General features: G+C 73.9%; 26 protein-coding genes, 1 pseudogene and 1 riboswitch. Of the genes and pseudogenes, 12 read left to right on the top strand and 15 right to left on the bottom strand.

Annotation, left to right across the window (positions count from 1 at the left end):
• Positions 1-3: 3 nt before the first annotated feature.
• Positions 4-1446 (bottom strand): NADP-dependent phosphogluconate dehydrogenase, encoded by a 1443-nt coding sequence (gene gndA, locus AB0F68_RS22265; protein ID WP_357341469.1) that lies wholly within the window; start codon positions 1444-1446, stop codon positions 4-6.
• Between the two features lie 106 nt (positions 1447-1552).
• Positions 1553-1849 carry an MTH1187 family thiamine-binding protein gene (locus tag AB0F68_RS22260; RefSeq protein ID WP_357341468.1) on the bottom strand — a complete coding sequence of 99 codons (297 nt, stop codon included), beginning with the start codon at positions 1847-1849 and terminating at the stop codon, positions 1553-1555.
• Positions 1850-2089: 240 nt separating this feature from the next.
• Here AB0F68_RS22260 and AB0F68_RS22255 point away from each other — a divergent pair, with 240 nt between their 5' ends.
• Complete coding sequence (locus AB0F68_RS22255) at positions 2090-2338, top strand: hypothetical protein (RefSeq protein ID WP_357341467.1); 249 nt, start codon at positions 2090-2092, stop codon at positions 2336-2338.
• A 76-nt stretch (positions 2339-2414) separates the two neighbouring features.
• Here the strand turns inward: AB0F68_RS22255 and AB0F68_RS22250 are convergent, their stop codons facing one another.
• Complete coding sequence (locus tag AB0F68_RS22250; RefSeq protein ID WP_357341466.1) at positions 2415-3110, bottom strand: hypothetical protein; 696 nt, start codon at positions 3108-3110, stop codon at positions 2415-2417.
• Positions 3111-3265: 155 nt separating this feature from the next.
• On the opposite strand from AB0F68_RS22250, the gene AB0F68_RS22245 reads away from it, so the two are divergent.
• Complete coding sequence (locus AB0F68_RS22245; RefSeq protein ID WP_357341465.1) at positions 3266-4465, top strand: sensor histidine kinase; 1200 nt, start codon at positions 3266-3268, stop codon at positions 4463-4465.
• On the top strand, positions 4462-5112 hold the full coding sequence (locus AB0F68_RS22240) for a response regulator transcription factor (protein WP_357341464.1): 651 nt from the start codon (positions 4462-4464) through the stop codon (positions 5110-5112). The genes AB0F68_RS22245 and AB0F68_RS22240 overlap by 4 nt, the downstream gene beginning before the upstream one ends.
• A gap of 12 nt (positions 5113-5124) precedes the next feature.
• Here AB0F68_RS22240 and AB0F68_RS22235 read toward each other — a convergent pair whose 3' ends face one another.
• The 3 genes from AB0F68_RS22235 to AB0F68_RS22225 form a co-directional block, all read right to left on the bottom strand.
• Entirely contained in the window at positions 5125-5925 is an 801-nt protein-coding gene (locus AB0F68_RS22235) for an energy-coupling factor transporter transmembrane component T (protein ID WP_357341463.1), read from the bottom strand.
• On the bottom strand, positions 5922-7355 hold the full coding sequence (locus tag AB0F68_RS22230; protein WP_357341462.1) for an ABC transporter ATP-binding protein: 1434 nt from the start codon (positions 7353-7355) through the stop codon (positions 5922-5924). Before AB0F68_RS22230 ends, AB0F68_RS22235 begins: the two co-directional genes overlap by 4 nt.
• Before the next feature lie 129 nt (positions 7356-7484).
• Positions 7485-8063 carry an ECF transporter S component gene (locus AB0F68_RS22225; RefSeq protein WP_357341461.1) on the bottom strand — a complete coding sequence of 193 codons (579 nt, stop codon included), beginning with the start codon at positions 8061-8063 and terminating at the stop codon, positions 7485-7487.
• A gap of 74 nt (positions 8064-8137) precedes the next feature.
• Positions 8138-8244: riboswitch (TPP riboswitch) on the bottom strand.
• Positions 8245-8321: 77 nt separating this feature from the next.
• Here AB0F68_RS22225 and AB0F68_RS22220 point away from each other — a divergent pair.
• The 5 genes from AB0F68_RS22220 (at position 8322) to AB0F68_RS22200 (ending at position 13524) form a co-directional block, all read left to right on the top strand.
• Entirely contained in the window at positions 8322-9146 is an 825-nt protein-coding gene (locus AB0F68_RS22220) for an alpha/beta hydrolase (protein ID WP_357341460.1), read from the top strand.
• Complete coding sequence (locus AB0F68_RS22215; protein ID WP_357341459.1) at positions 9143-9949, top strand: AAC(3) family N-acetyltransferase; 807 nt, start codon at positions 9143-9145, stop codon at positions 9947-9949. Before AB0F68_RS22220 ends, AB0F68_RS22215 begins: the two co-directional genes overlap by 4 nt.
• A complete protein-coding gene (locus tag AB0F68_RS22210; RefSeq protein WP_357341458.1) occupies positions 9946-10695 on the top strand; it encodes an SIS domain-containing protein in 750 nt (249 codons plus the stop codon). The genes AB0F68_RS22215 and AB0F68_RS22210 overlap by 4 nt, the downstream gene beginning before the upstream one ends.
• Positions 10696-10844: 149 nt before the next feature.
• A complete protein-coding gene (locus AB0F68_RS22205; protein ID WP_357341457.1) occupies positions 10845-11348 on the top strand; it encodes a DUF6328 family protein in 504 nt (167 codons plus the stop codon).
• A gap of 253 nt (positions 11349-11601) precedes the next feature.
• On the top strand, positions 11602-13524 hold the full coding sequence (locus AB0F68_RS22200; protein WP_357341547.1) for an acyl-CoA dehydrogenase family protein: 1923 nt from the start codon (positions 11602-11604) through the stop codon (positions 13522-13524).
• A gap of 39 nt (positions 13525-13563) precedes the next feature.
• Here AB0F68_RS22200 and AB0F68_RS22195 read toward each other — a convergent pair whose 3' ends face one another.
• The 8 genes from AB0F68_RS22195 to AB0F68_RS22160 form a co-directional block, all read right to left on the bottom strand.
• The gene (locus tag AB0F68_RS22195) at positions 13564-13731 is read right to left on the bottom strand and encodes a hypothetical protein (protein WP_357341456.1); all 168 of its coding nucleotides are present in this window, start codon (positions 13729-13731) and stop codon (positions 13564-13566) included.
• A 9-nt stretch (positions 13732-13740) separates the two neighbouring features.
• Entirely contained in the window at positions 13741-14346 is a 606-nt protein-coding gene (locus AB0F68_RS22190) for a hypothetical protein (RefSeq protein WP_357341455.1), read from the bottom strand.
• 48 nt (positions 14347-14394) lie between these two features.
• Positions 14395-14787 carry a Fur family transcriptional regulator gene (locus AB0F68_RS22185; RefSeq protein ID WP_357341454.1) on the bottom strand — a complete coding sequence of 131 codons (393 nt, stop codon included), beginning with the start codon at positions 14785-14787 and terminating at the stop codon, positions 14395-14397.
• On the bottom strand, positions 14784-15086 hold the full coding sequence (locus AB0F68_RS22180) for a metalloregulator ArsR/SmtB family transcription factor (protein WP_357341453.1): 303 nt from the start codon (positions 15084-15086) through the stop codon (positions 14784-14786). Before AB0F68_RS22180 ends, AB0F68_RS22185 begins: the two co-directional genes overlap by 4 nt.
• A 43-nt stretch (positions 15087-15129) precedes the next feature.
• A complete protein-coding gene (locus tag AB0F68_RS22175) occupies positions 15130-16002 on the bottom strand; it encodes a metal ABC transporter permease (RefSeq protein ID WP_357341452.1) in 873 nt (290 codons plus the stop codon).
• Positions 16002-16763 (bottom strand): metal ABC transporter ATP-binding protein, encoded by a 762-nt coding sequence (locus tag AB0F68_RS22170; RefSeq protein ID WP_357341451.1) that lies wholly within the window; start codon positions 16761-16763, stop codon positions 16002-16004. The genes AB0F68_RS22175 and AB0F68_RS22170 overlap by 1 nt, the downstream gene beginning before the upstream one ends.
• On the bottom strand, positions 16760-17701 hold the full coding sequence (locus AB0F68_RS22165) for a metal ABC transporter substrate-binding protein (RefSeq protein ID WP_357341450.1): 942 nt from the start codon (positions 17699-17701) through the stop codon (positions 16760-16762). Before AB0F68_RS22165 ends, AB0F68_RS22170 begins: the two co-directional genes overlap by 4 nt.
• 71 nt (positions 17702-17772) lie before the next feature.
• Positions 17773-18030 carry a DUF6703 family protein gene (locus tag AB0F68_RS22160; RefSeq protein WP_357341449.1) on the bottom strand — a complete coding sequence of 86 codons (258 nt, stop codon included), beginning with the start codon at positions 18028-18030 and terminating at the stop codon, positions 17773-17775.
• 27 nt (positions 18031-18057) lie between these two features.
• Here AB0F68_RS22160 and AB0F68_RS22155 point away from each other — a divergent pair, with 27 nt between their 5' ends.
• From AB0F68_RS22155 to dusB, 4 genes are all read left to right on the top strand, one after another.
• Entirely contained in the window at positions 18058-18399 is a 342-nt protein-coding gene (locus tag AB0F68_RS22155; RefSeq protein WP_357341448.1) for an antibiotic biosynthesis monooxygenase family protein, read from the top strand.
• A 142-nt stretch (positions 18400-18541) separates the two neighbouring features.
• Positions 18542-19036 (top strand): hypothetical protein, encoded by a 495-nt coding sequence (locus AB0F68_RS22150; protein WP_357341546.1) that lies wholly within the window; start codon positions 18542-18544, stop codon positions 19034-19036.
• Positions 19037-19151: 115 nt separating this feature from the next.
• Positions 19152-20531 (top strand): glycine--tRNA ligase, encoded by a 1380-nt coding sequence (locus tag AB0F68_RS22145; RefSeq protein WP_357341447.1) that lies wholly within the window; start codon positions 19152-19154, stop codon positions 20529-20531.
• A gap of 51 nt (positions 20532-20582) precedes the next feature.
• Positions 20583-21755 carry a tRNA dihydrouridine synthase DusB gene (dusB, locus tag AB0F68_RS22140; protein WP_357341446.1) on the top strand — a complete coding sequence of 391 codons (1173 nt, stop codon included), beginning with the start codon at positions 20583-20585 and terminating at the stop codon, positions 21753-21755.
• A 65-nt stretch (positions 21756-21820) separates the two neighbouring features.
• Here dusB and AB0F68_RS22135 read toward each other — a convergent pair.
• Positions 21821-21914: pseudogene (locus AB0F68_RS22135) on the bottom strand (phytochelatin synthase); the annotation flags it as partial.

Raw genomic sequence — 21914 nt, 5'->3', positions numbered from 1 at the left:
CGCTCACGCCTCCACTTCGGAGCGGTCGCCCGCCCAGAGCGTGTGGAACGACCCCTCCCGGTCCACCCGGTGGTAGGTGTGCGCGCCGAAGTTGTCCCGCAGCCCCTGGATCAGCGCGGCCGGTAGCCGCTCGGCGCGCAGCGCGTCGAAGTAGGCCAGCGACGACGAGAAGGCCGGGGTGGGCACGCCCGCCCGGGCCGCGTCGGCTACCACCCGCCGCCACGCCGGGACCCCGGCGCCGACCTGCTCGGCGAACCAGGGGGCGACCAGCAGCGTGGGCAGTTCCCGCTCGGTGTCGTACGCCTCCCGGATCCGGTCCAGGAAGCGGGCCCGGATGATGCAGCCGCCCCGCCAGATGGTGGCGGTGCCCCCCAGGTCGATGTCCCAGTCGTACTCCCGGCTGCCCGCGCGGATGTGGTCGAAGCCCTGCGCGTACGCGACGATCTTGCTGGCCAGCAGCGCGCGCCGGACGTCCTCGACGAAGGTGTCCCGGTCGTCCACCTGCCACTTCTCGCCCGCGTCGGCAAACGCGCGGCGGGCGGCGGCGCGCTGGTCGGCGTGCCCGGACAGCGATCGGGCGAAGGTGGCCTCGGCGATGCCGGTGATCGGGATGCCGAGGTCCAGCGCGCTCTGCACGGTCCACCGGCCGGTGCCCTTCTGTTCGGCCTGGTCGAGCACCACGTCGACGAAGGGCCGGCCGGTCGCCGCGTCGGTGTGCCCGAGCACGTCGGCGGTGATCTCGATGAGGAAGGACTCCAGCTCGCCGCCGTTCCACTCCCGGAAGATCTCCGCGATCTCCGCCGGGCTCGCCGACAGGCCGGCCCGCAGCAGGTCGTACGCCTCGGCGATGAGCTGCATGTCGGCGTACTCGATGCCGTTGTGGACCATCTTCACGAAGTGGCCGGCGCCGTCCGGCCCGATGTGCCGGCAGCATGGGACGCCTTCCACCTGGGCGGCGATCCGTTCGAAGATCGGGCCGAGCTTGCGGTAGGACTCGTCCGAGCCGCCCGGCATGATGCTCGGCCCGCGCAGCGCGCCCTCCTCGCCGCCGGAGACGCCGGTGCCGACGAAGTGCAGCCCGTGCCCGCGCAGCGCCTCCTCCCGGCGGCGGGAGTCGGCGAAGTGCGCGTTGCCGCAGTCGACGACGATGTCCCCCTCCTCCAGCAGCGGGACCAGCTCGTCGATCACCGCGTCGGTGGGGGCGCCGGCCTTCACCATGACGATCACCGCGCGGGGGCGCTCCAGCGAGGCGACGAAATCGGCCATCGACTCCGAGGGCACGAACGTGCCCTCGCCGCCGTGCTCGGCGATGAGGCTGCGGGTGCGCTCGGGCGAGCGGTTGTGCACGGCCACGGTGAAACCGTTCCGGGCCAGGTTCCGGGCCAGGTTACGGCCCATCACCGCCAGGCCGGTGACCCCGATCTGCGCCGTCGCCTGCTGTGCCATGCGTACCGCCACCCTTCGTCTCTGCCCGTGCTGCGACCGTATCGCGGTGGCCGCGGGGGCGGGCCGGGACGTCGACGCCGGGTGAGGTCGCGGTGACACTCCGTCCTCAGCCCTCCGCGAGGCGGGCCTCGACGTGGGCCACCTTGGCGGTCATCGCGTCGGTGACCCCCGGCCGCAGGTCGGCCTTGAGCACCAGGCTGACCCGGGGCGCCTGCGCGGCGACGGTGTCGACGGCCCGCTTCACCACCGCCATCACCTCGTCCCACTCGCCCTCGACGGTGGTGAACATGGCGTCGGTCCGGTTGGGCAGCCCGGACTCGCGGACCACCCGGACGGCGTCGGCCACCAGGTCGCCCACGGACTCACCCACGCCGAGCGGGGTGATGGAGAACGCGATCAGCATGTCGCCGATGGTGCCAGGAAATCGGCTGCGGTCCCCGCAGCGTTCGGTTAGGCTGCCGACATGCGTAACTGACGCCCTCATTCCGAGCCCCGGCCCGCCGCCTTCGCGCCGCGGACCTGTCCGCTCCGGGCGTCCGCATCCTCCGCCGCCGTCATCGCGGTGTCTCCTGGTCGGACCCGCCGGAGCCTGCCCGCTCGCCCGCGCCCCGTGCGCCGCGCCCCGACAGTCAGGAGGCAGCGTATGCCCGCCAAACGCAGTCCGAAGAAGTCCCGCAAGCCCTCGTCCAAGCCGTCCCTGATGGACGTGACCCCGCCGGACGTCGATGCCCTCACGGTGGCCCCGGCCGTGCCGGTCGACGTACCGGTGCTGCCCGCGGCCGACACGCCGTCGCCGCCGAAGGCCGGCCCGCCGCCCGGCCGCGACCCGCGACTCGCCGGCCGCTCCCAGCGTGCCGGCCAGACCCGCCGGTACGCCTTCCGCCGCAGCTGAGGAGATTCGGGTGCGGTTGCGGTCGCCCCGGCGACCACAACCGCATCCGAATCGGGGCTGCGAGCCGTCCGCCTGGTCAGGCGTGGGCGGTGGCCGGCGTCGCGGGCTCGGCCGCCGCGTCGACCGGCCGCGACCGCTCGACGCCGAGGGCCAGGCCGGCGAAGCCGGCCACCATCAGCACGCTCACCGCGACCTTGACCGGAACGCCCTCGGTGAGCAGGTCCAGCACCTGCCCGGCGGTGAGGACCAGCGGCACCCAGAGCGCCACCAGCCGGGCCCGCCAGGCGCCGAAGGCGAGTACGAGGAGGCCGACCAGCCAGCCGAGCAGCCACACGGCGAACGAGGCCATCACGAACGGATCCCCGTCGATGGCGTTGGTCACCGGCCGGGCGGCGTCGGCGTCCACGCCGCCGCCGGCCAGCGCCCCGAACAACGCGTTGTACTGCCACAGGTGGACGGTGGAGAAGTAGAGCCCGAGCAGGGCGGTGGCGCCGCCGACCGCGGCCGCCACCGGCTTGCGCCCGCCCAGGGTGGCGGCCAGCCCGAGCGTCGCCGGCACCAGCAGCAGATGGGCCAGGGCGAACAGGACGGTCTCCACCCGCCACGCGCCCAGATTTCCCGCGGCCACCGTCACGTTGCCGGCGCTCTCCGACACGTCGTCCGGGAACATCACCCAGTAGAAGGCGTTCGCGACGCCGTAGAGCACGCCGCCCGCGAGCAGGGCACCCGCCGTGAGACGCCGGCCCGTCCGCCGTCCGGTCCTGTCATCCATCAGAATCTCCCTTTCTTCAGCCGTAGGAGGGACGCTAGGAGCCGGACCCGGCCAGATCGTCGGCCGCGAAGTGGATTCGCGGGTGGAGCGTCGGCCGCCGCCGCTACACCCCTGGGTGGACGCGGAACTCCGCTCGCCGTCGATACCCTTCCCGCATGTCAGCCGCCCTCAACGTCCGCGCCCGGTGGCGGGAGTTGACGACCACCCTCGCCGGTGTCGCGCTGTTCGCATTCGGCCTGGCCGAGCTCTACGTTCCGCTGGCCGGCTACGTCGAGGGCGCGGGGCCGGACCTGGCGGCGCTTCCCGACGGCTGGCTCGCCGTGCTCACCGTGCTGCTGGTGGGCTACGGCCTGGCGGTGGCCGGTTGTACGGCGTATCCCAGGGCGGCCGCCGTCCTCGCCGGCGCCTGCTTCGCCGCGCAGAGTTTCACGCCCGTGCTGCCGGAGTGGCCGGTCGTGCCGCTGCTGGCGCTGCTTGCCGCGTGCTTCGGCTGCGTCGCCGTAGGCGGCCGCGCCGCCCCGGCGGTCGCCGCGCTCAGCTACTTCGTTTCACTGGGGATCGAGAACGCGATGGCCGGCGACTCCGACTGGGTGTTCATCCTGTTCGTCGGGCTCGCCGTGTTCGGTCCCGGGTACGCGGTGCGGATGCGGCGGGCACAGGCGGCCCGGCTCGTCGCGCTGGCCGCCGAGCGGGAGGCCGCCGCCCGGACCGATGAGCGGCTGCGGGTGGCCCGGGAGTTGCACGACATCGTGTCGCACGGTGTCTCGGTGATGGTGCTGCAGGCCGGAGCGGCGCAGGCCGTGCTCGACGGGGACCCGGATCAGGCCCGCGCGTCCCTCGACGTGGTCCAGGACGTCGGACGCGAGGTGGTCACCGAGCTGCGCCGGCTGCTCGTGATCCTCCGCGGCGCGGAGGCGGTCCCGGAAGGGTTGCCGTCGCTGCGGCGGATCGATCCGTTGACCGCCGGGGTGCGCCTTGCCGGCGGGCAGGTCGACGTGGCCGTCACGGGTGACCTCGGCACGATTCCCGCGGCTGCCGATGTAAGCGGGTACCGGATTCTCCAGGAGGCGCTGACCAACGCCGCCCGGCACGCCCCGGGCTCGACGGTCCGCGTCTCGATCGAGGTGGCCGGCGATACCCTCCGGCTGGATGTCGTCGACGACGGGGCAGGCCCGGCCCGGCGGAGCGCCGGCACCGGGCACGGCCTGACCGGCATCCGGGAACGGGTGGAGCTGTTCGGCGGAACGTTCAGCGCTGTTCCGCGCGCGCAGGGCGGCTTCGAGGTGCGGGTGGAGCTGCCCTTCGACGCCGAGGCGTCTGCCGCCGTGCTACCCCCGGCGGGGATCACCGGATGACCCGGGTCCTCATCGCCGACGACGAGGCGCTGGTCCGCGGCGGCCTCCGCATGATTCTCACGGCGCAGTCCGACCTCGAGGTCGTCGCAGACGCCGCCGACGGCGAGGAAGCAGTGCAGCTGGCGATCCGGCACGAGCCCGACGTGGTGCTCATGGACATCCACATGGCACCCACGGACGGGATCGCCGCGACCGAGCGGATCCTGGCCGCCCGGAGTGAGACCCGCGTCATCATGCTGACCACCTTCGACCTCGACGAGTACGTCTACCGGGCGCTGCGGGCCGGCGCCTCCGGGTTCATGCTCAAGACCACCCCGCCCAGGGAGCTGGCCGAGGCGGTGCGGACCGTGTCCCGGGGTGACGCCCTGCTCTCCCCGTCGATCACCCGTCGCCTGATCGACCACTACACCGCGACGGCCTCGGTGGTCGGCCACCCCGGCCTGGCGGAGCTGACCGCGCGGGAGACCGAGGTGTTGCGGATGATGGCGCTCGGCCTGTCCAACCGTGAGATCGCCGGCCAGCTCTTCGTGAGCGAGGCGACCGTGAAGACGCACGTGAACCGCATCTTCGCCAAGCTCGGGGTACGGGACCGGGTGCAGGCGGTCGTGCTGGCGTATCGGAGCGGGCTGGCTCAGCCGCGGGGTTGACGGGGCGCCGCCTCAGCCGATCAGCGGGCGGAAGGTGCCGAGCGCGATGCTGACCGCCAGCGCCGCCCCGGCCACCGCCGCCGCGACGGCGACCAGCAGGGCGTCGGCCCGGGTGAAGCGCTGCCGCCGGGCGACCGTACGCGGGGTGCCGGCGTCGAAGCCGCGGGCGTCCATCGCCACGGCCAGCCGGGTGCCGCGCCGGATCGCCCCGACCAGCAGCGCGAACGCCGTCGACGCGAACAGCCGCAGCTTGGCCACCGGGTTGCGGCCGGCGTCCACGCCCCGGGCCCGCCGGGCCATGCTGATCATCCGCCACTCCTCCTCCAGGAGCGGCACCAGCCGGAACGCGGCCAGCGCGCCGATGGCGAACCGGGCGGGCGCCTTCGCGTTCTGGATCAGCGCGTCGGCCAGGTCGGTGGGGTCGGTGGTGGCGAACACGATGATCCCCGGCAGCGCCACCGCGAGCATGCGCAGCACCAGGCCCAGCGCGGTGACCAGCACTCCCTGGGTGACCAGCAGCGGACCCGCCTCGACCAGCACCGGGCCGGAGCGATCGGCGGCGAAGAGCACCAGGGTGACCAGGATGCCGCCGGCGCCGGCGAGCAACGGCCAGGCCCGCCGGGCCAGCACCCGGTAGCGGATGCCGAACAGCGGTAGCACGGCCAACTCGACCGCGATGGCGATCGCCGGGGCGACCGGGTCCAGGGTGGCGATCAGGATGACCGAGAAGAGCAACGCGGCGGCCAGCTTCGCCACCGGGTTGCGCCGGGCCAGCGGCGCGCCGGCCGCCGCGACGGGTTCGACGCCGATCACGGCCGACCTCCGGGCGTCCGCCGCTCCAGCGTGACGGTCCGGTCCGCGAGCGCGGCCACGAAGTCGGGATCGTGGGTGACCGCGACGACACCGTGGCCGGCGTCGCGCAGCTCGCCGAAGAGGTCGATCAGCTCCCGCCACGTCCGCCGGTCCTGGCCGAAGGTGGGCTCGTCGCAGATCAGCAGGCGGGGCGCGGTGGCCAGGGCGGTCGCCACGCTCAGCCGCCGCGCCTCGCCACCCGAGAGGGTGTACGGGTTCGCCCCGGCCAGCCGGTCCAGGCGCAGCCGCGCCAGCAGGGCGTCCACGGTCGCCGTCACGGCCGGCTCGGGCTGGCCGGTGCGGCGGGGCCCGAGCGCCAGCTCGTCGCGGACGGTGCCGGTGACGAACTGGTGCTCCGGGTCCTGGAAGACCGAGCCGATCCGCCGGGCTAGGGCGGGCGCCCGCCAGCGGTGCGGGGGAGTGCGGGTGTCCCCACCGGCCAGCGCCTCGGTGGCGGTGGCCGTACCGGTGCGGGGGCGGAGCAGCCCGCCGAGCAGTAGGGCCAGGGTGGACTTCCCGGCGCCGTTGGGGCCGAGGACGGCGAGGGCTTCGCCGGCGCGTACCCGAAGGTCGGTGGGGGCCAGCCGGGGCGGCAGGCCGAGCCGGTCGGCGGTGAGCAGCACCTCGCCGGGCGGCGTGCCGGCATGCCGCGGGGGCACGGTGTGGCCGGGCACCCAGACCCCGGCGTCGGCCAGCGCGTCGCCGTGCGCGGCGAAGACCGCGTCGGGCCGCCCGTCGGCCCGCACGCCACCGCCGGGCTCCAGCACGACCACCCGGTCGATCAGCGGCAGCGCCTCGGCGACCCGGTGCTCGACCAGGATCAGCGTGGTGTCGGCGTCGACGGCGTCCGCGACGGCCCGCCGGACCAGAGTGGCGCCGGCCGGGTCGAGGTTGGCGGTGGGCTCGTCGAGCAGCAGCAGCCCCGGCCGCAGGGCGAGCGCCCCGGCCAGGGCGAGCCGCTGCTGTTCACCCCCGGAGAGCGCGGCCGTGGGCCGGTCCCGGTGGTACGGAAAGCCGACCCGGCGCAGCGCCTCGTCCACCCGGGGCCAGATCTCGTCGGCGGGCACCCCGCGGTTCTCCAACCCGAACGCCACGTCGTCGCCGCAGCGGGCCATCACCAACTGGCTCTCCGGGTCCTGGAAGACGATGCCGACCCGTTCCCGGGCCTTGCGCGGGTCGAGCCCGTCGATCTCGACGATGCCCTCCTGCTCGCCCGAGTCCTCCGGCAGCAGACCGGCCAGCGCGGCGAGCAGCGTGCTCTTGCCCGCCCCCGACGCTCCGAGCAGCAGCACCCGCTCGCCAGCCTCGATGCGCAGGTCCACCCCGCGCACGGCCCAGCCCTTGCGCCCGGCGTGCCGCCACCCGAACCCCCGCAGGCTCACGGCCCCCACCACACCACCCCCCTCCGGCCCTCCGGCCCTCCGGCCCTCCGGCCCAGCTTGGTTGATCAAGAAGTTTGCGTCTGGAAAACCGCCTCGGCCGACGCAAACTCCTTGATCAACGCGGTCGACGGGGGGCGGTCAGACGGCGGCGCGTTCGCGGCCGGCGGGGAAGCGGTCGAGGACGCCCGTGTTGGCCAGGGATCGGGTGAGGGCGACGCTGCCCAGGCCGGCCACCACCAGCGAGCTGGCGGCGGTCAGCAGGATGTAGGGGAGGCGGAAGCTGCCCCACGCGGTGCCCGGGTACCAGACGAAGACGTCGTAGATCGCCGCCGCGAGACCGGCCAGCGTCGCGGCGAGCAGCGCCACGGGCAGCCGGTAGTTGCGGTACGCGAAGAGCGCGAAAGCCAGCTCGGCGGCGGCCGCCTCCAGCGGACCCTGCACGACGATCGTCCAGCCCCAGCTCGTGCCCAGCGCCACCGAGACCAGTGCGGCCAGGGTGAGGGTGAAGAGCGCCGCGCCCGGCTTCCGGACGACGAGGGCGCCCAGCACCGCCGGCACCAGCCAGACGCCGTACAGGACGGCGCGGCCGGGCAGCGGGATGGCGTCGGCCGGCCCGTTCCAGAGCAGGCCCCAGGCCCAGAAGATGATGCCGAAGGCCACCGCGAGCACGGAGGCCACGACGATGTCGATGGTGCGCCACCGGTTGGTGCTGTCCATGGTTGCTCCCAGTTCTGTGAGGCGAACCAGGAGAAGACGCACGCCGCGCCCGGTGGTCACCGGACGGCGGCGCGGCTGGAGGTCGACCGAACTCCCTGCGCTGGCATTACCCAGATCAGGTTCGAGGGTCTGCGGGCACCGGCCCGCACTCTCAGCGCTGTGCGCTCCCCTGTCGGATGTGAAGTTGTCTCGTCGCAGACGCTAGCACCGACCCCGGCCCCCGGCCCAGCAGGGCGATCGCCCGTTAGGGTGGCGATCATGCGGGTCGAGGCGCGAGGTCTGACGTTCGAGGTACGCACCGGCGGCCCCGAGGGCGGCGAACCCGTCCTGCTGCTGCACGGCTTCCCGCAGCACGCCGGCGAGTGGGACGAGGTGATCCCCGAGCTGCACGACGCCGGGCTGCGCACGTACGCGCTCGACCAGCGCGGCTACTCGCCCGGCGCGCGGCCGGCGGACGTCGGGGCGTACCGGATCCCGGAGCTGGTGGCCGACGCGGCCGGCGTGCTCGACGCGCTCGGAGTGACCACCGCCCACGTGGTCGGCCACGACTGGGGCGCGATCGTGGCGTGGGGCCTGGCGGCGGCGCACCCGGAGCGGGTCCGCACGCTGACCGCCGTCTCGGTGCCGCACCCGGCGGCCATGGGGCACGCGCTCGCCACGGACCCGCGGCAGAAGGCCCGCTCCTCCTACATCGCCCTGTTCCGCAAGCCCGGCAAGGCGGAGAAGGTGCTGCTGGCGTTCCGCGCCGCGACCCTGCGCCGCATGCTCGCCGGGGTGGGCGACGCCGCCCGGGTGGCCCGCTACGCCGACCCGATGCGCGAGCCGGGCGCGCTGACCGCGGCCCTGAACTGGTACCGGGCGATGACCGGAACGGACATGAAGGCCGTCGGGCCGGTGGACGTGCCGACCACGTTCGTCTGGAGCGACAAGGACGTGGCGATCGGGCGGACCGCCGCCGACGCGTGCGCCGCCCACGTCACCGGCGACTACCGTTTCGTGGTGCTGCCCGGCGTCACCCACTGGATCCCGGACGAGGCGCCCGGCCCGCTGGCCGCGGCGATCCTCGCCCGCGTCGGCCGATGACCCCAACCCCGGCCCGGCCGCACACCCGCGCGTCACTCGCCGCCCAGCTCCGCGACCTCGGGGTACGCCCCGGCGGCACCGTGCTGGTGCACGCCTCCCTGCGCCCGCTGGGCTTCCTCTGCGGCGGCCCCGAGGCGATGCTGCTCGCGCTGCGCGACGTGCTCGGCCCGGCCGGCACGGTGGTGGTGCCCACCCACACGCCGGACAACAGCGACCCGGCGGAGTGGAACAACCCGCCGGTGCCGCCGGACTGGTGGCCGGTGATCCGCGACGAGCTGCCCGGCTTCGACCCGGCGGTCACCCCGAGCCGGTTCATGGGCGCGCTGGCCGAGCTGGTCCGCACCTGGCCGGGGGCGCTCCGCAGCGACCACCCGTACGTCTCGTTCGCCGCCCTCGGGCCGGCCGCCGCGCGGATCGTCGCCGGCCACGCGCGGGCCGACATGCTGGGCGAGGCCTCGCCGCTGGCCCGCCTCTACGAGTGCGACGCCGACGTGCTGCTGCTCGGCGTCGACCACGGCAGCAACACCTCGCTGCACCTGGCCGAGTACCGGCAGCCCGCGCCGCCCCGGCAGCGCTGCGGCGCGGCGGTGCTGACCGCCGACGGCGGCCGGGAGTGGGTGTGGTGGGACGACGTGCGCCTGGACGAGGAGTGTTTCGCCCGCCTCGGTGCCGACCTGGAGGCCACGGGCGCGGTGCGGCTCGGGCCGGTCGGTGACGGGACGGGCCGGTTGATGAGTCAGCGGGCGGCGGTCGACTTCGCGGTCGAGTGGCTGGCCCGACCGCGACGGACGGAGGAAGCATGACGGTGAGTGCCGAGGCGTACCTGGCGGTGGTGACCGAGACGATCGGCCGGGTCGCGGCCGACCAGCGGGAGAACGTGGGGCGGGCGGCGGACTTGATCGCCACGTCGCTGCGCGCCGACGGGGTGGTGCACGCGTTCGGCACCGGCCATTCGGAGGCGCTCGCCATGGAGATCGCCGGCCGGGCCGGCGGGCTGGTCCCGACCAACCGGATCGCCCTGCGCGACCTGGTCCTGCACGGCGGCGAGCCGGCCGACGTGCTCGGCCCGAAGCTGGAACGGGAGCCGGCCGTGGCGCACCGCCTCTACGAGCTGGCGCCGGTCCGGCCGCAGGACGTGTTCGTGCTCGCCTCCAACTCCGGGGTGAACGGGGCGATGGTCGAGTTCGCCGCCGTCGTCAAGGAGCGCGGGCACGCGCTGGTGGCGATCACCTCGGCGCAGCACTCGGCCCGGATGACCTCGCGCCACCCGTCCGGCCGCAAGCTCGCCGACTTCGCCGACGTGGTGCTCGACAACGGGGCCCCGTACGGCGACGCCACCCTGCCGCTGCCCGGCGGCGGCGGGGTCGGCGCGGTCTCCTCGATCACCGCCGCGCTGCTGGCCCAGCAGATCGTCGCCGAGGTGGTCGCCCGGCTGCTGGCGGCGGGGGAGCGGCCCCCGGTCTACCTGTCCGCCAACATCACCGGCGGCGACGAGCACAATGCCGAGCTGGAGGCCCGGTACGCCGGCCGCATCCGCCGTGGGGCGTGAGCGCGAGGAGTGAGCCGGGTCTGCGAGCCCCGCAGTCGCGAACGAAGGGCAGCACAGTGAACCGGTTTCACGCTCGCGTGGGCGGGGCACAGGCTGTGCTGCCGGTGGGAGGCCCCCACCGGCAGTACCGTCTTCCCTGGAGGTAGCGCGTGTCCAAGGAAACCGAGAAGCAGCGCTGGCAGCGCAACTTCGCCGACCTGCTCCAGGAGCTGCGGGTGGCGCAGACCGGGGTGCAGATCCTCTTCGCCTTCCTGCTCACCCTGCCGTTCAGCAACGGTTTCACCCGGACCACCGGCTTCCAGAAGGACGTCTACATCGTCGCGCTGCTCTCCGCCGCGGCCGCCACCGCGATGATCATCTCGCCGGTCGCCTTCCACCGGGCGCTGTTCCGCCAGGGCCGCAAGCCGGAGCTGGTCCGCTTCGCGCACCGGATGGCCACCGGCGGCCTCGGCTTCATGCTGATCTCGATGGTCAGCGCGGTCCTGCTGATCACCGACTTCGTGCTGAGCCGCCCGATCGCCTTCCTGCTCAGCGCGGTCACCGGGGTCTGGTTCCTGGTCTTCTGGGTGATCCTGCCGTTCGCCCGCCGCAACTGGGGCGACGACGACATCGACGATGAGGACGACGATCCACGGGCGCCGGCCGGCGACTGACCGCTCGGGTCCCGCCAAATCGGACGTGCGCGCGAGGCTACCCCTGGGTAACACCCGGGGGTAGCGTCGTTTTCGTCGCACGTCGACGCAGCCGGACCGAGGTCTCCAGGAGGCAGCCGTGACCACGACACAGAACAGCCGACCCGACCCCGCCGGCCACGGCGGCCCGACCGGGCGGGTGGCGCCGATCGACGACCCCAAGCCGCCGGCCGGCACGCCCGCCGCGGTCGACACGGCCGGCGGCGCCGGGCCGCTGCCCAGCGAGGCCGGCCAGGTCTCCGAGAAGGAGGCCCGGCAGGTCGCCGAGGCGGCCCGCGAGTCGGCCTGGGACCGGCCCAGCTTCGGCAAGGAACTCTTCCTCGGCCGCTTCCAGCTCGACCTGATCAACCCCTGGCCGCGCACCGACCCGGCGGAGGTGGCCCGGGCCGAGGAGTTCCTGGGCGCGTTCGGGGCGTACCTGGACTCCGAGGTGGACGGTGCGGCCATCGAGCGCGACGCGCGCATCCCCGACGAGGTGTTCCAGGGGCTGGCCCGGCTCGGCGCCTTCGGCATGAAGATCGACCGGAAGTACGGCGGCCTTGGGCTGAGCAACCTGCACTACTGCCGGGCGCTGATGCGGGCCGGCTCGGTGAACCCGTCGATCGGCGCGCTGCTCTCCGCGCACCAGTCGATCGGCGTGCCGCAGCCGCTCAAGATGTTCGGCACGCCCGAGCAGAAGCAGCTCTTCCTGCCCCGGCTGGCGGCCGGCGAGGTCTCGGCCTTCCTGCTCACCGAGCCGGACGTCGGTTCCGACCCGGCCCGGCTGGCCACCACCGCCGAGCCGACCGAGGACGGCACCGGCTACCGCCTCAACGGGGTGAAGCTCTGGGCCACCAACGGCACGGTCGCCACCCTGCTGGTGGTGATGGCCCGGGTGCCGGCCGCGGAGGGGCGGCGCGGCGGCATCACCGCCTTCGTGGTGGAGGGCGACAGCGAGGGCATCACCGTCGAGCGACGCAACGCCTTCATCGGGCTGCGCGGCCTGGAGAACAGCGTCACCCGGTTCCACGACGTCTTCGTGCCGAAGGAGAACGTGATCGGCGGCGAGGGCAAGGGCTTGAAGATCGCACTGACCACGTTGAACACCGGTCGCCTCTCGCTGCCGGCCATGTGCGTGGGCGCCGGCAAGTGGGCGTTGAACGTGGCCCGGGAGTGGGCCGCCGACCGGGTCCAGTGGGGCCGGCCGGTCGGCGAGCACGAGGCGGTCGCCAAGAAGCTGGCCTTCATCGCCGCCACCACGTACGGCATGGAGTCGATGCTCGACCTCTGCTGCCTGCTCGCCGACGACGACCGCAACGACATCCGGATCGAGGCCGCGCTGGTGAAGCTCTACGCCAGCGAGATGGCCTGGAAGATCGCCGACGAGCTGATCCAGATCCGGGGCGGACGCGGCTACGAGACGGCCGATTCCCTGGCCGCCCGGGGCGAGCGCCCGGCCGCGGTCGAGCAGCTCCTGCGCGACCTGCGGATCAACCGGATCTTCGAGGGCTCCACCGAGATCATGCACCTGCTGATCGCCCGCGAGGCGGTCGACGCGCACCTCTCCGTGGCCGGCGACATCATCGACCCGGACGCCGGGCTGGGCCGCAAGGCGAAGGCCGGCGCGCGGGCCGGCGTCTTCTACGCCAAGTGGCTGCCCACCCTCGCCGTCGGCAGGGGTCAGGCGCCGGGGGCCTACCACGAGTTCGGCCCGCTCGCCGGCCACCTGCGGCACGTCGAGCGGACCTCCCGCAAGCTGGCCCGGTCCACCTTCTACGCGATGTCCCGCTGGCAGGGGAAGATGGAGCGCAAGCAGGCGTTCCTCGGCCGGGTCGTGGACATCGGCGCGGAGCTGTTCGCGATGTCGGCGGTCTGTGTCCGGGCGGTCGCCGAGCGCGCCGAGCACCCGGAGAACCTGGAGCTGGCCGACCTGTTCTGCCGGCAGGCCCGGCTGCGCGTCGACGAGCTGTTCACCGGGCTGTGGTCCAACACCGACGCGTTGGACGTGGCCGCCGCCAAGCGGATCATCGCCGGCCGGTACGCGTCCGTGGAGGAGGGGGTGGTCACCCCGCCCGCCGACCAACCCTGGGTGGCTCGCTGGCAGCCGGGTCCGTCCACGGCGCAGGACGTCCGCCGCCGCATCCCGCCCGCCGAGTGACGGTTCGGGGCCCCCGCCGAACGGGCGGGGGCCCGCCGGTCAGCGGGCGACCGCCCAGGCGATCACCCCGGCCAGGATGAGCCCGTTCAGCCCGGCCAGCACCAGGTACGCGGCCGGCGGGATCCGGCGGCCCTTGCGGACGTAGCTCACCAGCACGCCCGCGTAGATCAGCAGCAGGACCGCGACGACGATCAGGAAGTACAGCACCGGCACACCCTACCGGCCGGTGCGCAGCCCGAGTCCGCGCAGCTCCAGTGCGGCGAGCGCGTCGACCGTCGCGTCGTCGCCGCGGCGCCACGCCTCGGCGACGTCCGGTGCGATCCGGTTCAACTTCGCGAGGGGCTGCCCGGCGAGCGCGCGCAGCGCCAGCAGGTCCCGCCCGGCCGGGGCGCTCGCGAGGGCCTTCGCGGCGCCGGCCCGGCGCATCCAGCGCACCCGCAGCGGCAGCCAGCCGAACAGCACCAGCCCGAGGGGGAAGACCAGCACCGCGATGGTCAGCGCCAGGGCCAGTTGGCCGACCAGTTCCTGCTGGTCGCGGCCGGCCTCGGCGACCGCGCGAGCGGCCTCGGCGGCCTTGGTGAAGGGGGCGGTCAGCTCGTCGCCGACGATCGGCACCCGGCCGACCTTGCCGCCGGCGTCGGCCAGGTTGTCGGCGAGCCCGCCGCCGGCCCCCTCCAGCTTCCGTCCGGGTACGGCGAGCTTCTCGACGAGGTCGTGCAGCCAGAGCGCGAAGCGGATCGCCGTGTACACCCAGACGACCACGAGCAGATCGGTGAGGAGCTGGCGGAGGGCGGTCGGAAAACGGTCGGCGTAGATCTTCACGCCGGACAGCGTGCCACGGCCCGGCCGTCCGGGCACGGGTCGGTTTTCTCAGCCGGCGCAGGCCGGGCAGGTGCCGAAGATCTCCAGGGTGTGGCTGACCTCGGCGTAACCGTGTTCGGCGGCGACCCGCTCGGCCCAGCTCTCCACCGCCGGGCCGGCCACCTCCACGGTCCGGCCGCAGGCCCGGCAGACCAGGTGGTGGTGGTGGCCCTCGCTGCACCGCCGGTAGAGGTGCTCGCCGCCGGGCGGGCGCATCACGTCGATCTCGCCCGCGTCGGCGAGGTTCTGGAGGGTCCGGTAGACGGTGGTGAGGCCGACCCGCTCGCCGCGCTGGCGCAGCATGGCGTGCAGCTCCTGGGCGCTGTGGAAGCCCTCGACCTGGGCCAGCAGGGCGCTCACCGCGCTCCGCTGCCGGGTGTTGCGCAGTGCCCCCTCGGTCACGACGGTCCCTCCCCGGCGTGGCTGACCGCGTCCGCCACGATGTGCGCGACGTGCTCGTCCACCAGGGCGTACGCGATCTCCCGGCCGCGCCGCGAGCCGCGCACCACGCCGGCGCCGCGCAGCACCCGCAGGTGCTGAGAGACCAGCGGCTGTGGGGCGCCGAGCTTCTCCACCAGCTCGTGCACGCAGCGCTCACCCCGGGCCAGCTCGCTCACGATCGCCAGCCGGATCGGCGCCGACAGCGCGCGCAGCAGGTCACCCGCGCCCTCGAAGGCGTCGTACCCGTTCGTGACCGTCACCCCGTAACGGTAACCAATGCCAGCAGCGCCGGCCGGGACGGCCTCACCGCAGGACCACCTCGTGCTCCGTCGGCTCGGCCACCGGCACGGCGGCCGGGCGGGTCCGCCGGCGCAGCGCCCGGCGGCCGGCCGCCAGCAGCGCCACCACCAGGAACGAGCCGATCGCCAGCAGCACCACCGAGGCGCCGGGCGCGGTGTCGGCGGTGGCGGCCACCCAGACCCCGGCGCCGGCCGCGAACAGCCCCAGCGCCATGGCCGCCGCCATGGTGCTCCGGAAGCCCCGGGTCACCTGCTGGGCGGTGGCCACCGGCACCACCATCAGCGCGCTGATCAGCAGCACCCCGACCGCCCGCATGGCGATGGTCACGGTGACCGCGGTGCCGACCGCGAGCAGCATGTTGAGCGCCCGCACCGGCAGGCCGGAGACCCGGGCGTACTCCTCGTCGTGACAGACCGCGAAGAGCGCCGGGCGCAGCACCAGCATGGTCACCAGGATCGCCACGCCGAGCACCCCGATGGTGACCAGGTCGGCCGGCGACGTCGTGGTCAGCGACCCGAAGAGGTACGCGTTGAGCGACCCGCTGCTGGCGTCGGAGAGCCCGACCAGCATCACGCCGCCGGCGATGCCGCCGTAGAACAGCAGCGCCAGGGCGAGGTCCCCGGAGGTGCGCCCCCGCGAGCGGACCAGTTCGATGACGATCGCGCCCAGCGTGGCCGCGACCACCGCGACCAGCACGGGGGAGCGGTTGAGCAGCAGCCCGGCGCCGACGCCGGTGAGCGCCACGTGGCCGATGCCGTCGCCGATCAGGGCCAGCCGGCGCTGCACCAGGTAGATGCCGAGCGCCGGGGCGGCCAGCCCGATGACCAGCGCGCCGACCAGGGCGCGCAGCATGAAGTCGTACTGGAAGAGGTCCATCACATGCTCCACAGCCCGGCGGGCTCTTCGTCGCAGTGCGGGTGCACGTGGTCGTGGCCCGGCTCGGCGTGGTGCCCGGCCGGTTCCGGGACCGCGCCGTCGTGGCAGATGCCGCCCTGGTGGACGACGACGGCCCGGCGGATGAGCGGGCGCAGCGGCCCCAGCTCGTGGGCGACCAGCAGCACGGTGCCGCCGCCGTCCCGGAAGTCGCGCAGCGCCGTGGCGAACGCCTCCTGGCTGGCCGCGTCCACCCCGGCGGTCGGCTCGTCGAGCACCAGCAGCTCCGGCCGGCCGGCCAGCGCCCGGGCGATCAGGGTGCGCTGCTGCTGACCGCCGGAGAGGGTGGCGACCGGGTCGCCGGCCCGGTCGGCGAGCCCGACCGCGCGCAGCGCCGCGGCGACCGCCTCCCGGTCGGCCCGCCCGGGCAGACGCAGCACGCCCCGGCGGGCCAGCCGCCCGGACGCCACCACCTCGCCCACGGTGGCGGGTACGCCGCTGCCCGCGCCGAGCCGCTGCGGGACGTACCCGATGCGGTGCCACTGCCGGAAGCGGCGCTGCGGCGTGCCGAAGAGGGTGACCGACCCGGCGCCCAGCGGCACCAGGCCGAGCACGGCGCGGATCAGCGTCGACTTGCCGGAGCCGTTGGCGCCGAGCACGGCGACCACCTCTCCGGCGGTGACGGTCAGCGAGACGTCCCGCAGCACCGCCCGGCCGTCGTAGCCGACGGCGGCGTGCGCGACCTGGATCACGGGTTCGGTCATGAGCAGTCCAAGGCGGTCCGCAGGGTCTGGAGGTTGGCGCGCATCGCCGACAGGTAGTCGCCGTCGGCGGGTGGGCCCTCGATCGGGTCGAGCATCGCGGTCCGCGCCCCGACCTCCCGGGCCACGGTCTCGGCGACCTTCGGGCTGACCAGCGTCTCGAAGAAGATGGTGGTGGCCCCGTGCTCCCGGGCCTCCTTCGCCACCGCGGCGAGGCGCTGCGGGGAGGGCTCGGCGTCCGGGCTCAGGCCGGTGATGCCGACCTGTTCGAGCCGGTAGTGCTCGGCCAGGTAGCCGAAGGCGGTGTGGCTGGTCACGATCTCCCGGCGCTGGCAGGTGGCCAGGCCCCGGGTGTAGTCGGCGTCCAGCCCGGTCAGCTCGGCGCGCAGCGCCGCCGCCCGGGCGGTGAAGTCGGCGGCCCGGCCCGGGTCGACCTTGCCGAGCCGCTCGGCGAGCCGGTCGCCGACGGTGGCCAGCCGGGTCGGGTCCAGCCAGAGGTGCGGGTCCTTGCCGCCGGTCTCCTCCTCGTGGCCGGCCTCACCCTCGTGCTCGTGGCCGCCGGCGGTGGCGTCGAGCAGCGGCTGCACGCCGGCGACGTCGAACGCCCGGTCGCCGCCGTTCTGCTCGACCGCCTCATCCACGGCCGGCTGGAAGCCGGCGAGGTAGACGATCAGCTCGGCGTCGGCCACCTGGCCCACCTGCCGGGGGTTGAGCTCCAGGTCGTGCGGCTCGGCGCCGGGCTTGGCCAGGTTGGTGACGGCGACCGCGTCGCCGCCGATCTTCTCGGCGAGGAACTGGAGGGGGTAGAAGGCGGCCACCACGTCGACCTGGTCCGGGTCGCTCCCGCCGCCCCCACCGTCCGAGCAGGCGGCGACGCCGCCCAGGGTGAGCAGGGCGGCGGTGGCGACGGCGAGGGCACGCGGAGCTGAGCGGACGGTCATGTCTCCAACTGTCCGCGATAACGAAATTGATTGTCAAAAACGCATGATTGCATGTCTGCGCAGGTCAACGGTCAGAGCAGCTTCGCCAGCGCGACCGCGATCAGCAGGGTCAGCAGCAGCAGCCGCAGCACCCGGGTCGCCGGCGCCTGCACCGGCCAGGTGACCGTCATCAGCCACACCGGCCCCGCGGCCAGCGCCAGCAGCACGACGCCGCCCACCGCGCCGGGCGCGAAGAGCCCGACCAGCACCAGGACCAGCGCGGCCAGGAACACCGTCGTCGGGTTGAGCCGGACCAACCGGGCCAGCACGGGACTCTGCGTACGCTGCATGCCACAGACTCTACGAGGAGGAACCCGGTGCTGGTCACCAACCGGTTCGTGGTGGACGCCGACACGGCGGACGAGTTCACCCGGGAGGCGCACGCCGCCCTCGCCGCGCTCGCCGCCCGCCCGGGCTACCTGCGGGGCGACCTGCTCCGCGCGCTCGACGACCCCGCCCACTGGTGCCTGCTCACCGAGTGGGAGTCGGTCGGGGCGTACCGCCGGGCGCTCGGCGGCTTCGACGTCAAGGTCACCGCGGTGCCGCTGCTCGCCCGGTCGGTGGACGAGCCCTCGGCGTACGAGACACTGGCCAGTGCCGCGCCGGACGGCGAGATCGTCGTGGTGGCCAGTGATCGGGCCGCAGGCCCTTACCGCTGAGGCCGGGGGCACTACCCTGGCGCGTATGACCGCTCCCGGGCCGGCCGCCCCACCACCCCCGCCCGTGCCGTCCGGCGTGCCGTCGGTGCCGGGACCGCCGTCCGAGCCGGGCATCCCCGCGTCGCCGCCCGGCGTGCCGCCGGTGTCGCCGGGCGAGCCGGGCGTCCCCGCCCCGCCGCCCGGTCCCGGGGTCGCCCCGCCGTTCGCCGCCCCGCCCACCGAGGGCGGCCGGGCCCGGCTCTGGCTCGGCCTCGGCGTCGGCGGGCTCGCCCTGCTGCTCTGCTGCGGCGGGGGGGGCGCGGCCGTGGTCGGGCTGGCGGTGAGCAACGTGCAGGCCGTCGAGGAGCAGGGCCGGGCGGTCACCGACGACTACTACCAGGCGCTCGTCGCCAAGGACTGGTCCAAGGCGTACGACCAGCTCTGCGACGACCTCCGGCGGCGCGAGTCCCGGTCCGAGTTCGAGCAGCGGGTGGCCACCGAGCCGCGGGTCTCCGGCTACCGCGTGGGCGAGGTCGACACCGCCACGCTGACCGTGCCGGTGGACGTGACCCTGGCCGGCGGTAAGCGGGAGGCGCAGACCGTCACGCTCGCGCCGGACCAGCAGACCGGCGGCATGGAGGTGTGCGGGGTGAGCTGACCGGGCCCCGGTATTCTACTGGGCTCGGGACCGCGGTGGTCGTACCGTTGTCCCGAACCGTCCGGTTCCACTCACATCGCCCCCGCCGACCGCCAGCCGGCGTAGGAGGAAAAACATGCCAGCCGACCGTATCGACGCCGTCGTCAGCCTCGCCAAGCGCCGAGGCTTCGTCTTCCCCTCCAGCGAGATCTACGGGGGCACCCGGTCGGCCTGGGACTACGGTCCGCTCGGCGTCGAGCTCAAGGAGAACGTCCGCCGGCAGTGGTGGAAGACCATGGTCCAGCAGCGCGACGACGTCGTCGGCCTGGACTCCGCGGTCATCCTGGCCCGCAAGGTCTGGGAGGCCAGCGGCCACATCGCCGAGTTCGTCGACCCGCTCACCGAGTGCCAGTTCTGCCACAAGCGGTTCCGCGCCGACCACTTGGAGGAGGCGTACGCCGAGAAGCACGGCAAGCCGCTGACCTCCCTGCAGGAGCTGAACTGCCCGAACTGCGGCAACAAGGGCACCTTCACCGAGCCGAAGATGTTCAACGGCCTGATGAAGACCTACCTGGGCCCGGTGGAGAGCGACGAGGGCCTGCACTACCTGCGGCCGGAGACCGCCCAGGGCATCTTCGTCAACTACAAGAACGTGGAGACGGTCGCCCGCAAGAAGCCGCCGTTCGGCATCGCGCAGACCGGCAAGTCGTTCCGCAATGAGATCACCCCGGGCAACTTCATCTTCCGCACCCGCGAGTTCGAGCAGATGGAGATGGAGTTCTTCGTCGAGCCGGGCACCGACGAGAAGTGGCACGAGTACTGGCTCTCCGAGCGCTGGAACTGGTACCTCGACCTGGGCCTCTCCGAGGACAACCTGCGCTTCTACGAGCACCCCAAGGAGAAGCTCTCCCACTACTCGAAGCGCACCGTCGACATCGAGTACCGGTTCCAGTTCGGCGGCACCGAGTTCGCCGAGCTGGAGGGCATCGCCAACCGGACCGACTTCGACCTGTCCACGCACAGCAAGCACTCCGGCGTCGACCTGTCGTACTTCGACCAGACCAAGGGCGAGCGCTGGATGCCGTACGTGATCGAGCCGGCCGCCGGCCTCACCCGCGCGGTGCTGGCCTTCCTGCTCGAGGCGTACGACGAGGACGAGGCCCCGAACACCAAGGGCGGCGTGGACAAGCGCACCGTCATGCGCTTCGACCCGCGGCTGGCCCCGGTCAAGGTGGCGGTGCTCCCGCTGTCCCGCAACGAGGCGCTCTCGCCCAAGGCCAAGCAGCTCGCCGCCGACCTGCGTAAGCGCTGGGTGGTCGAGTTCGACGACTCGCAGGCCATCGGCCGCCGCTACCGGCGGCAGGACGAGATCGGCACCCCGTTCTGCGTCACCGTCGACTTCGACACCCTCGACGACAACGCGGTGACCGTGCGGAACCGGGACACCATGACCCAGGAGCGCATCTCGCTGGACCAGGTGGAGCGCTACCTGATCGAGCGCCTGCCCGGCTGCTGACGCTGGTCACGGGGCCCCGACCGGTCGGTCGGGGCCCCGTACACTTGTCCGGTGACCGCCCCGACCCTGCCCGCGCTGCGCCCGCTGACCCTCGGCCCGCACGAGGTGTGGCCGCCGGTGGTGCTCGCGCCGATGGCCGGGATCACCAACGTCGGCTTCCGCCGGCTCTGCCGCGAGCAGGGCGGCGGCATCTACGTCTGCGAGATGATCACCACCCGGGCGCTGGTCGAGCGGAACCCGAAGACGCTGCGCATGATCGCCTTTGGCGCGGACGAGCAGCCGCGCAGCCTCCAGCTCTACGGCACCGACCCGGAGATCACCGCCGCCGCCGTGCGGATCGTGGTCGAGAAGAACCTCGCCGACCACATCGACCTCAACTTCGGCTGCCCGGTCCCCAAGGTCACCCGGCGCGGCGGCGGGTCGGCCCTGCCGTGGCGGCGCCGGCTCTTCGCCCGGCTGGTCCGGGCCGCGGTGGACGCCGCGTCCCCCGCCGGGGTGCCGGTCACCGTCAAGATGCGCAAGGGCATCGACGACGACCACCTGACGTACGTCGAGGCCGGTCTCGCCGCCCAGGACGCCGGCGTCGCCGCGGTCGCCCTGCACGGGCGTACGGCCGCGCAGCGCTATTCGGGCACCGCCGACTGGGACGCCATCGCCACCCTCAAGCAGGCGCTCGACGTGCCGGTGCTCGGCAACGGCGACATCTGGGAGGCCGACGACGCGCTGCGGATGGTCGCCCACACCGGCGTCGACGGCGTGGTGGTCGGCCGGGGCTGCCTGGGCCGACCGTGGCTCTTCGCCGACCTGGAGGCCGCCTTCAACGGCCGTGACGAGCGGCGGCTGCCCAACCTCGGCGAGGTGGCGGCGACCATGCGGCGGCACGCAGAGCTGCTGGTCGACCAGTTCGTGGCCGGCGCCCGCAACCCGGCCCGGGGCGAGCGCGACGGCTGCACCGACTTCCGCAAGCACGTCGCCTGGTACCTCAAGGGCTTCCCGATCGGCAGCGAACTGCGCCGCTCGCTCGCGATGATCGACAGCCTGGCCCAGCTCGACGACCTGCTCGGCAAGCTCGACCCGGCCGTGCCGTTCCCGGTGGAGACCCTGGGCCAGCCGCGCGGCCGGACCAACTCCCTGGGCAAGGTCTTCCTGCCCGACGGCTGGCTGGCCAGCCGGGACGACGACACCCCACCGGACGGCGCCGAGCTGGACGACTCCGGCGGCTGACGCGCGAAAAGGGCCCGACCCCTCATGGGGTCGGGCCCTTCTGCATGGTGCTGCCGGTCGGTTCGTCAGGAGGTGCTGTAGCCGCGGGTGGCGATCCAGTCGGCGAGGTTGTCCACGCTCATCCGGTAGGAGGCCATGTTCGGGTCGGCGGAGTCGGCG

The sequence above is a fragment of the Micromonospora sp. NPDC023966 genome (assembly GCF_040639095.1).
Classification (GTDB): domain Bacteria; phylum Actinomycetota; class Actinomycetes; order Mycobacteriales; family Micromonosporaceae; genus Micromonospora.
Note: the sequence above shows the minus strand (reverse complement) of the source record. Positions and strands in the feature narration are given on the sequence as shown.

Excerpts from the sequence above, each read along its gene's own strand:
- gndA (WP_357341469.1), bottom strand. The coding sequence starts at position 1,446 with ATGGCACAGCAGGCGACGGCGCAGATCGGGGTCACCGGCCTGGCGGTG.
- AB0F68_RS22250 (WP_357341466.1), bottom strand. The coding sequence starts at position 3,110 with ATGGATGACAGGACCGGACGGCGGACGGGCCGGCGTCTCACGGCGGGT.
- AB0F68_RS22215 (WP_357341459.1), top strand. The coding sequence starts at position 9,143 with ATGACCCCAACCCCGGCCCGGCCGCACACCCGCGCGTCACTCGCCGCC.
- AB0F68_RS22170 (WP_357341451.1), bottom strand. The coding sequence starts at position 16,763 with ATGACCGAACCCGTGATCCAGGTCGCGCACGCCGCCGTCGGCTACGAC.
- AB0F68_RS22260 (WP_357341468.1), bottom strand. The coding sequence starts at position 1,849 with ATGCTGATCGCGTTCTCCATCACCCCGCTCGGCGTGGGTGAGTCCGTG.
- AB0F68_RS22210 (WP_357341458.1), top strand. The coding sequence starts at position 9,946 with ATGACGGTGAGTGCCGAGGCGTACCTGGCGGTGGTGACCGAGACGATC.
- AB0F68_RS22145 (WP_357341447.1), top strand. The coding sequence starts at position 19,152 with ATGCCAGCCGACCGTATCGACGCCGTCGTCAGCCTCGCCAAGCGCCGA.
- AB0F68_RS22255 (WP_357341467.1), top strand. The coding sequence starts at position 2,090 with ATGCCCGCCAAACGCAGTCCGAAGAAGTCCCGCAAGCCCTCGTCCAAG.
- AB0F68_RS22160 (WP_357341449.1), bottom strand. The coding sequence starts at position 18,030 with ATGCAGCGTACGCAGAGTCCCGTGCTGGCCCGGTTGGTCCGGCTCAAC.
- AB0F68_RS22175 (WP_357341452.1), bottom strand. The coding sequence starts at position 16,002 with ATGGACCTCTTCCAGTACGACTTCATGCTGCGCGCCCTGGTCGGCGCG.
- AB0F68_RS22165 (WP_357341450.1), bottom strand. The coding sequence starts at position 17,701 with ATGACCGTCCGCTCAGCTCCGCGTGCCCTCGCCGTCGCCACCGCCGCC.
- AB0F68_RS22225 (WP_357341461.1), bottom strand. The coding sequence starts at position 8,063 with ATGGACAGCACCAACCGGTGGCGCACCATCGACATCGTCGTGGCCTCC.
- AB0F68_RS22240 (WP_357341464.1), top strand. The coding sequence starts at position 4,462 with ATGACCCGGGTCCTCATCGCCGACGACGAGGCGCTGGTCCGCGGCGGC.
- AB0F68_RS22220 (WP_357341460.1), top strand. The coding sequence starts at position 8,322 with ATGCGGGTCGAGGCGCGAGGTCTGACGTTCGAGGTACGCACCGGCGGC.
- AB0F68_RS22245 (WP_357341465.1), top strand. The coding sequence starts at position 3,266 with ATGTCAGCCGCCCTCAACGTCCGCGCCCGGTGGCGGGAGTTGACGACC.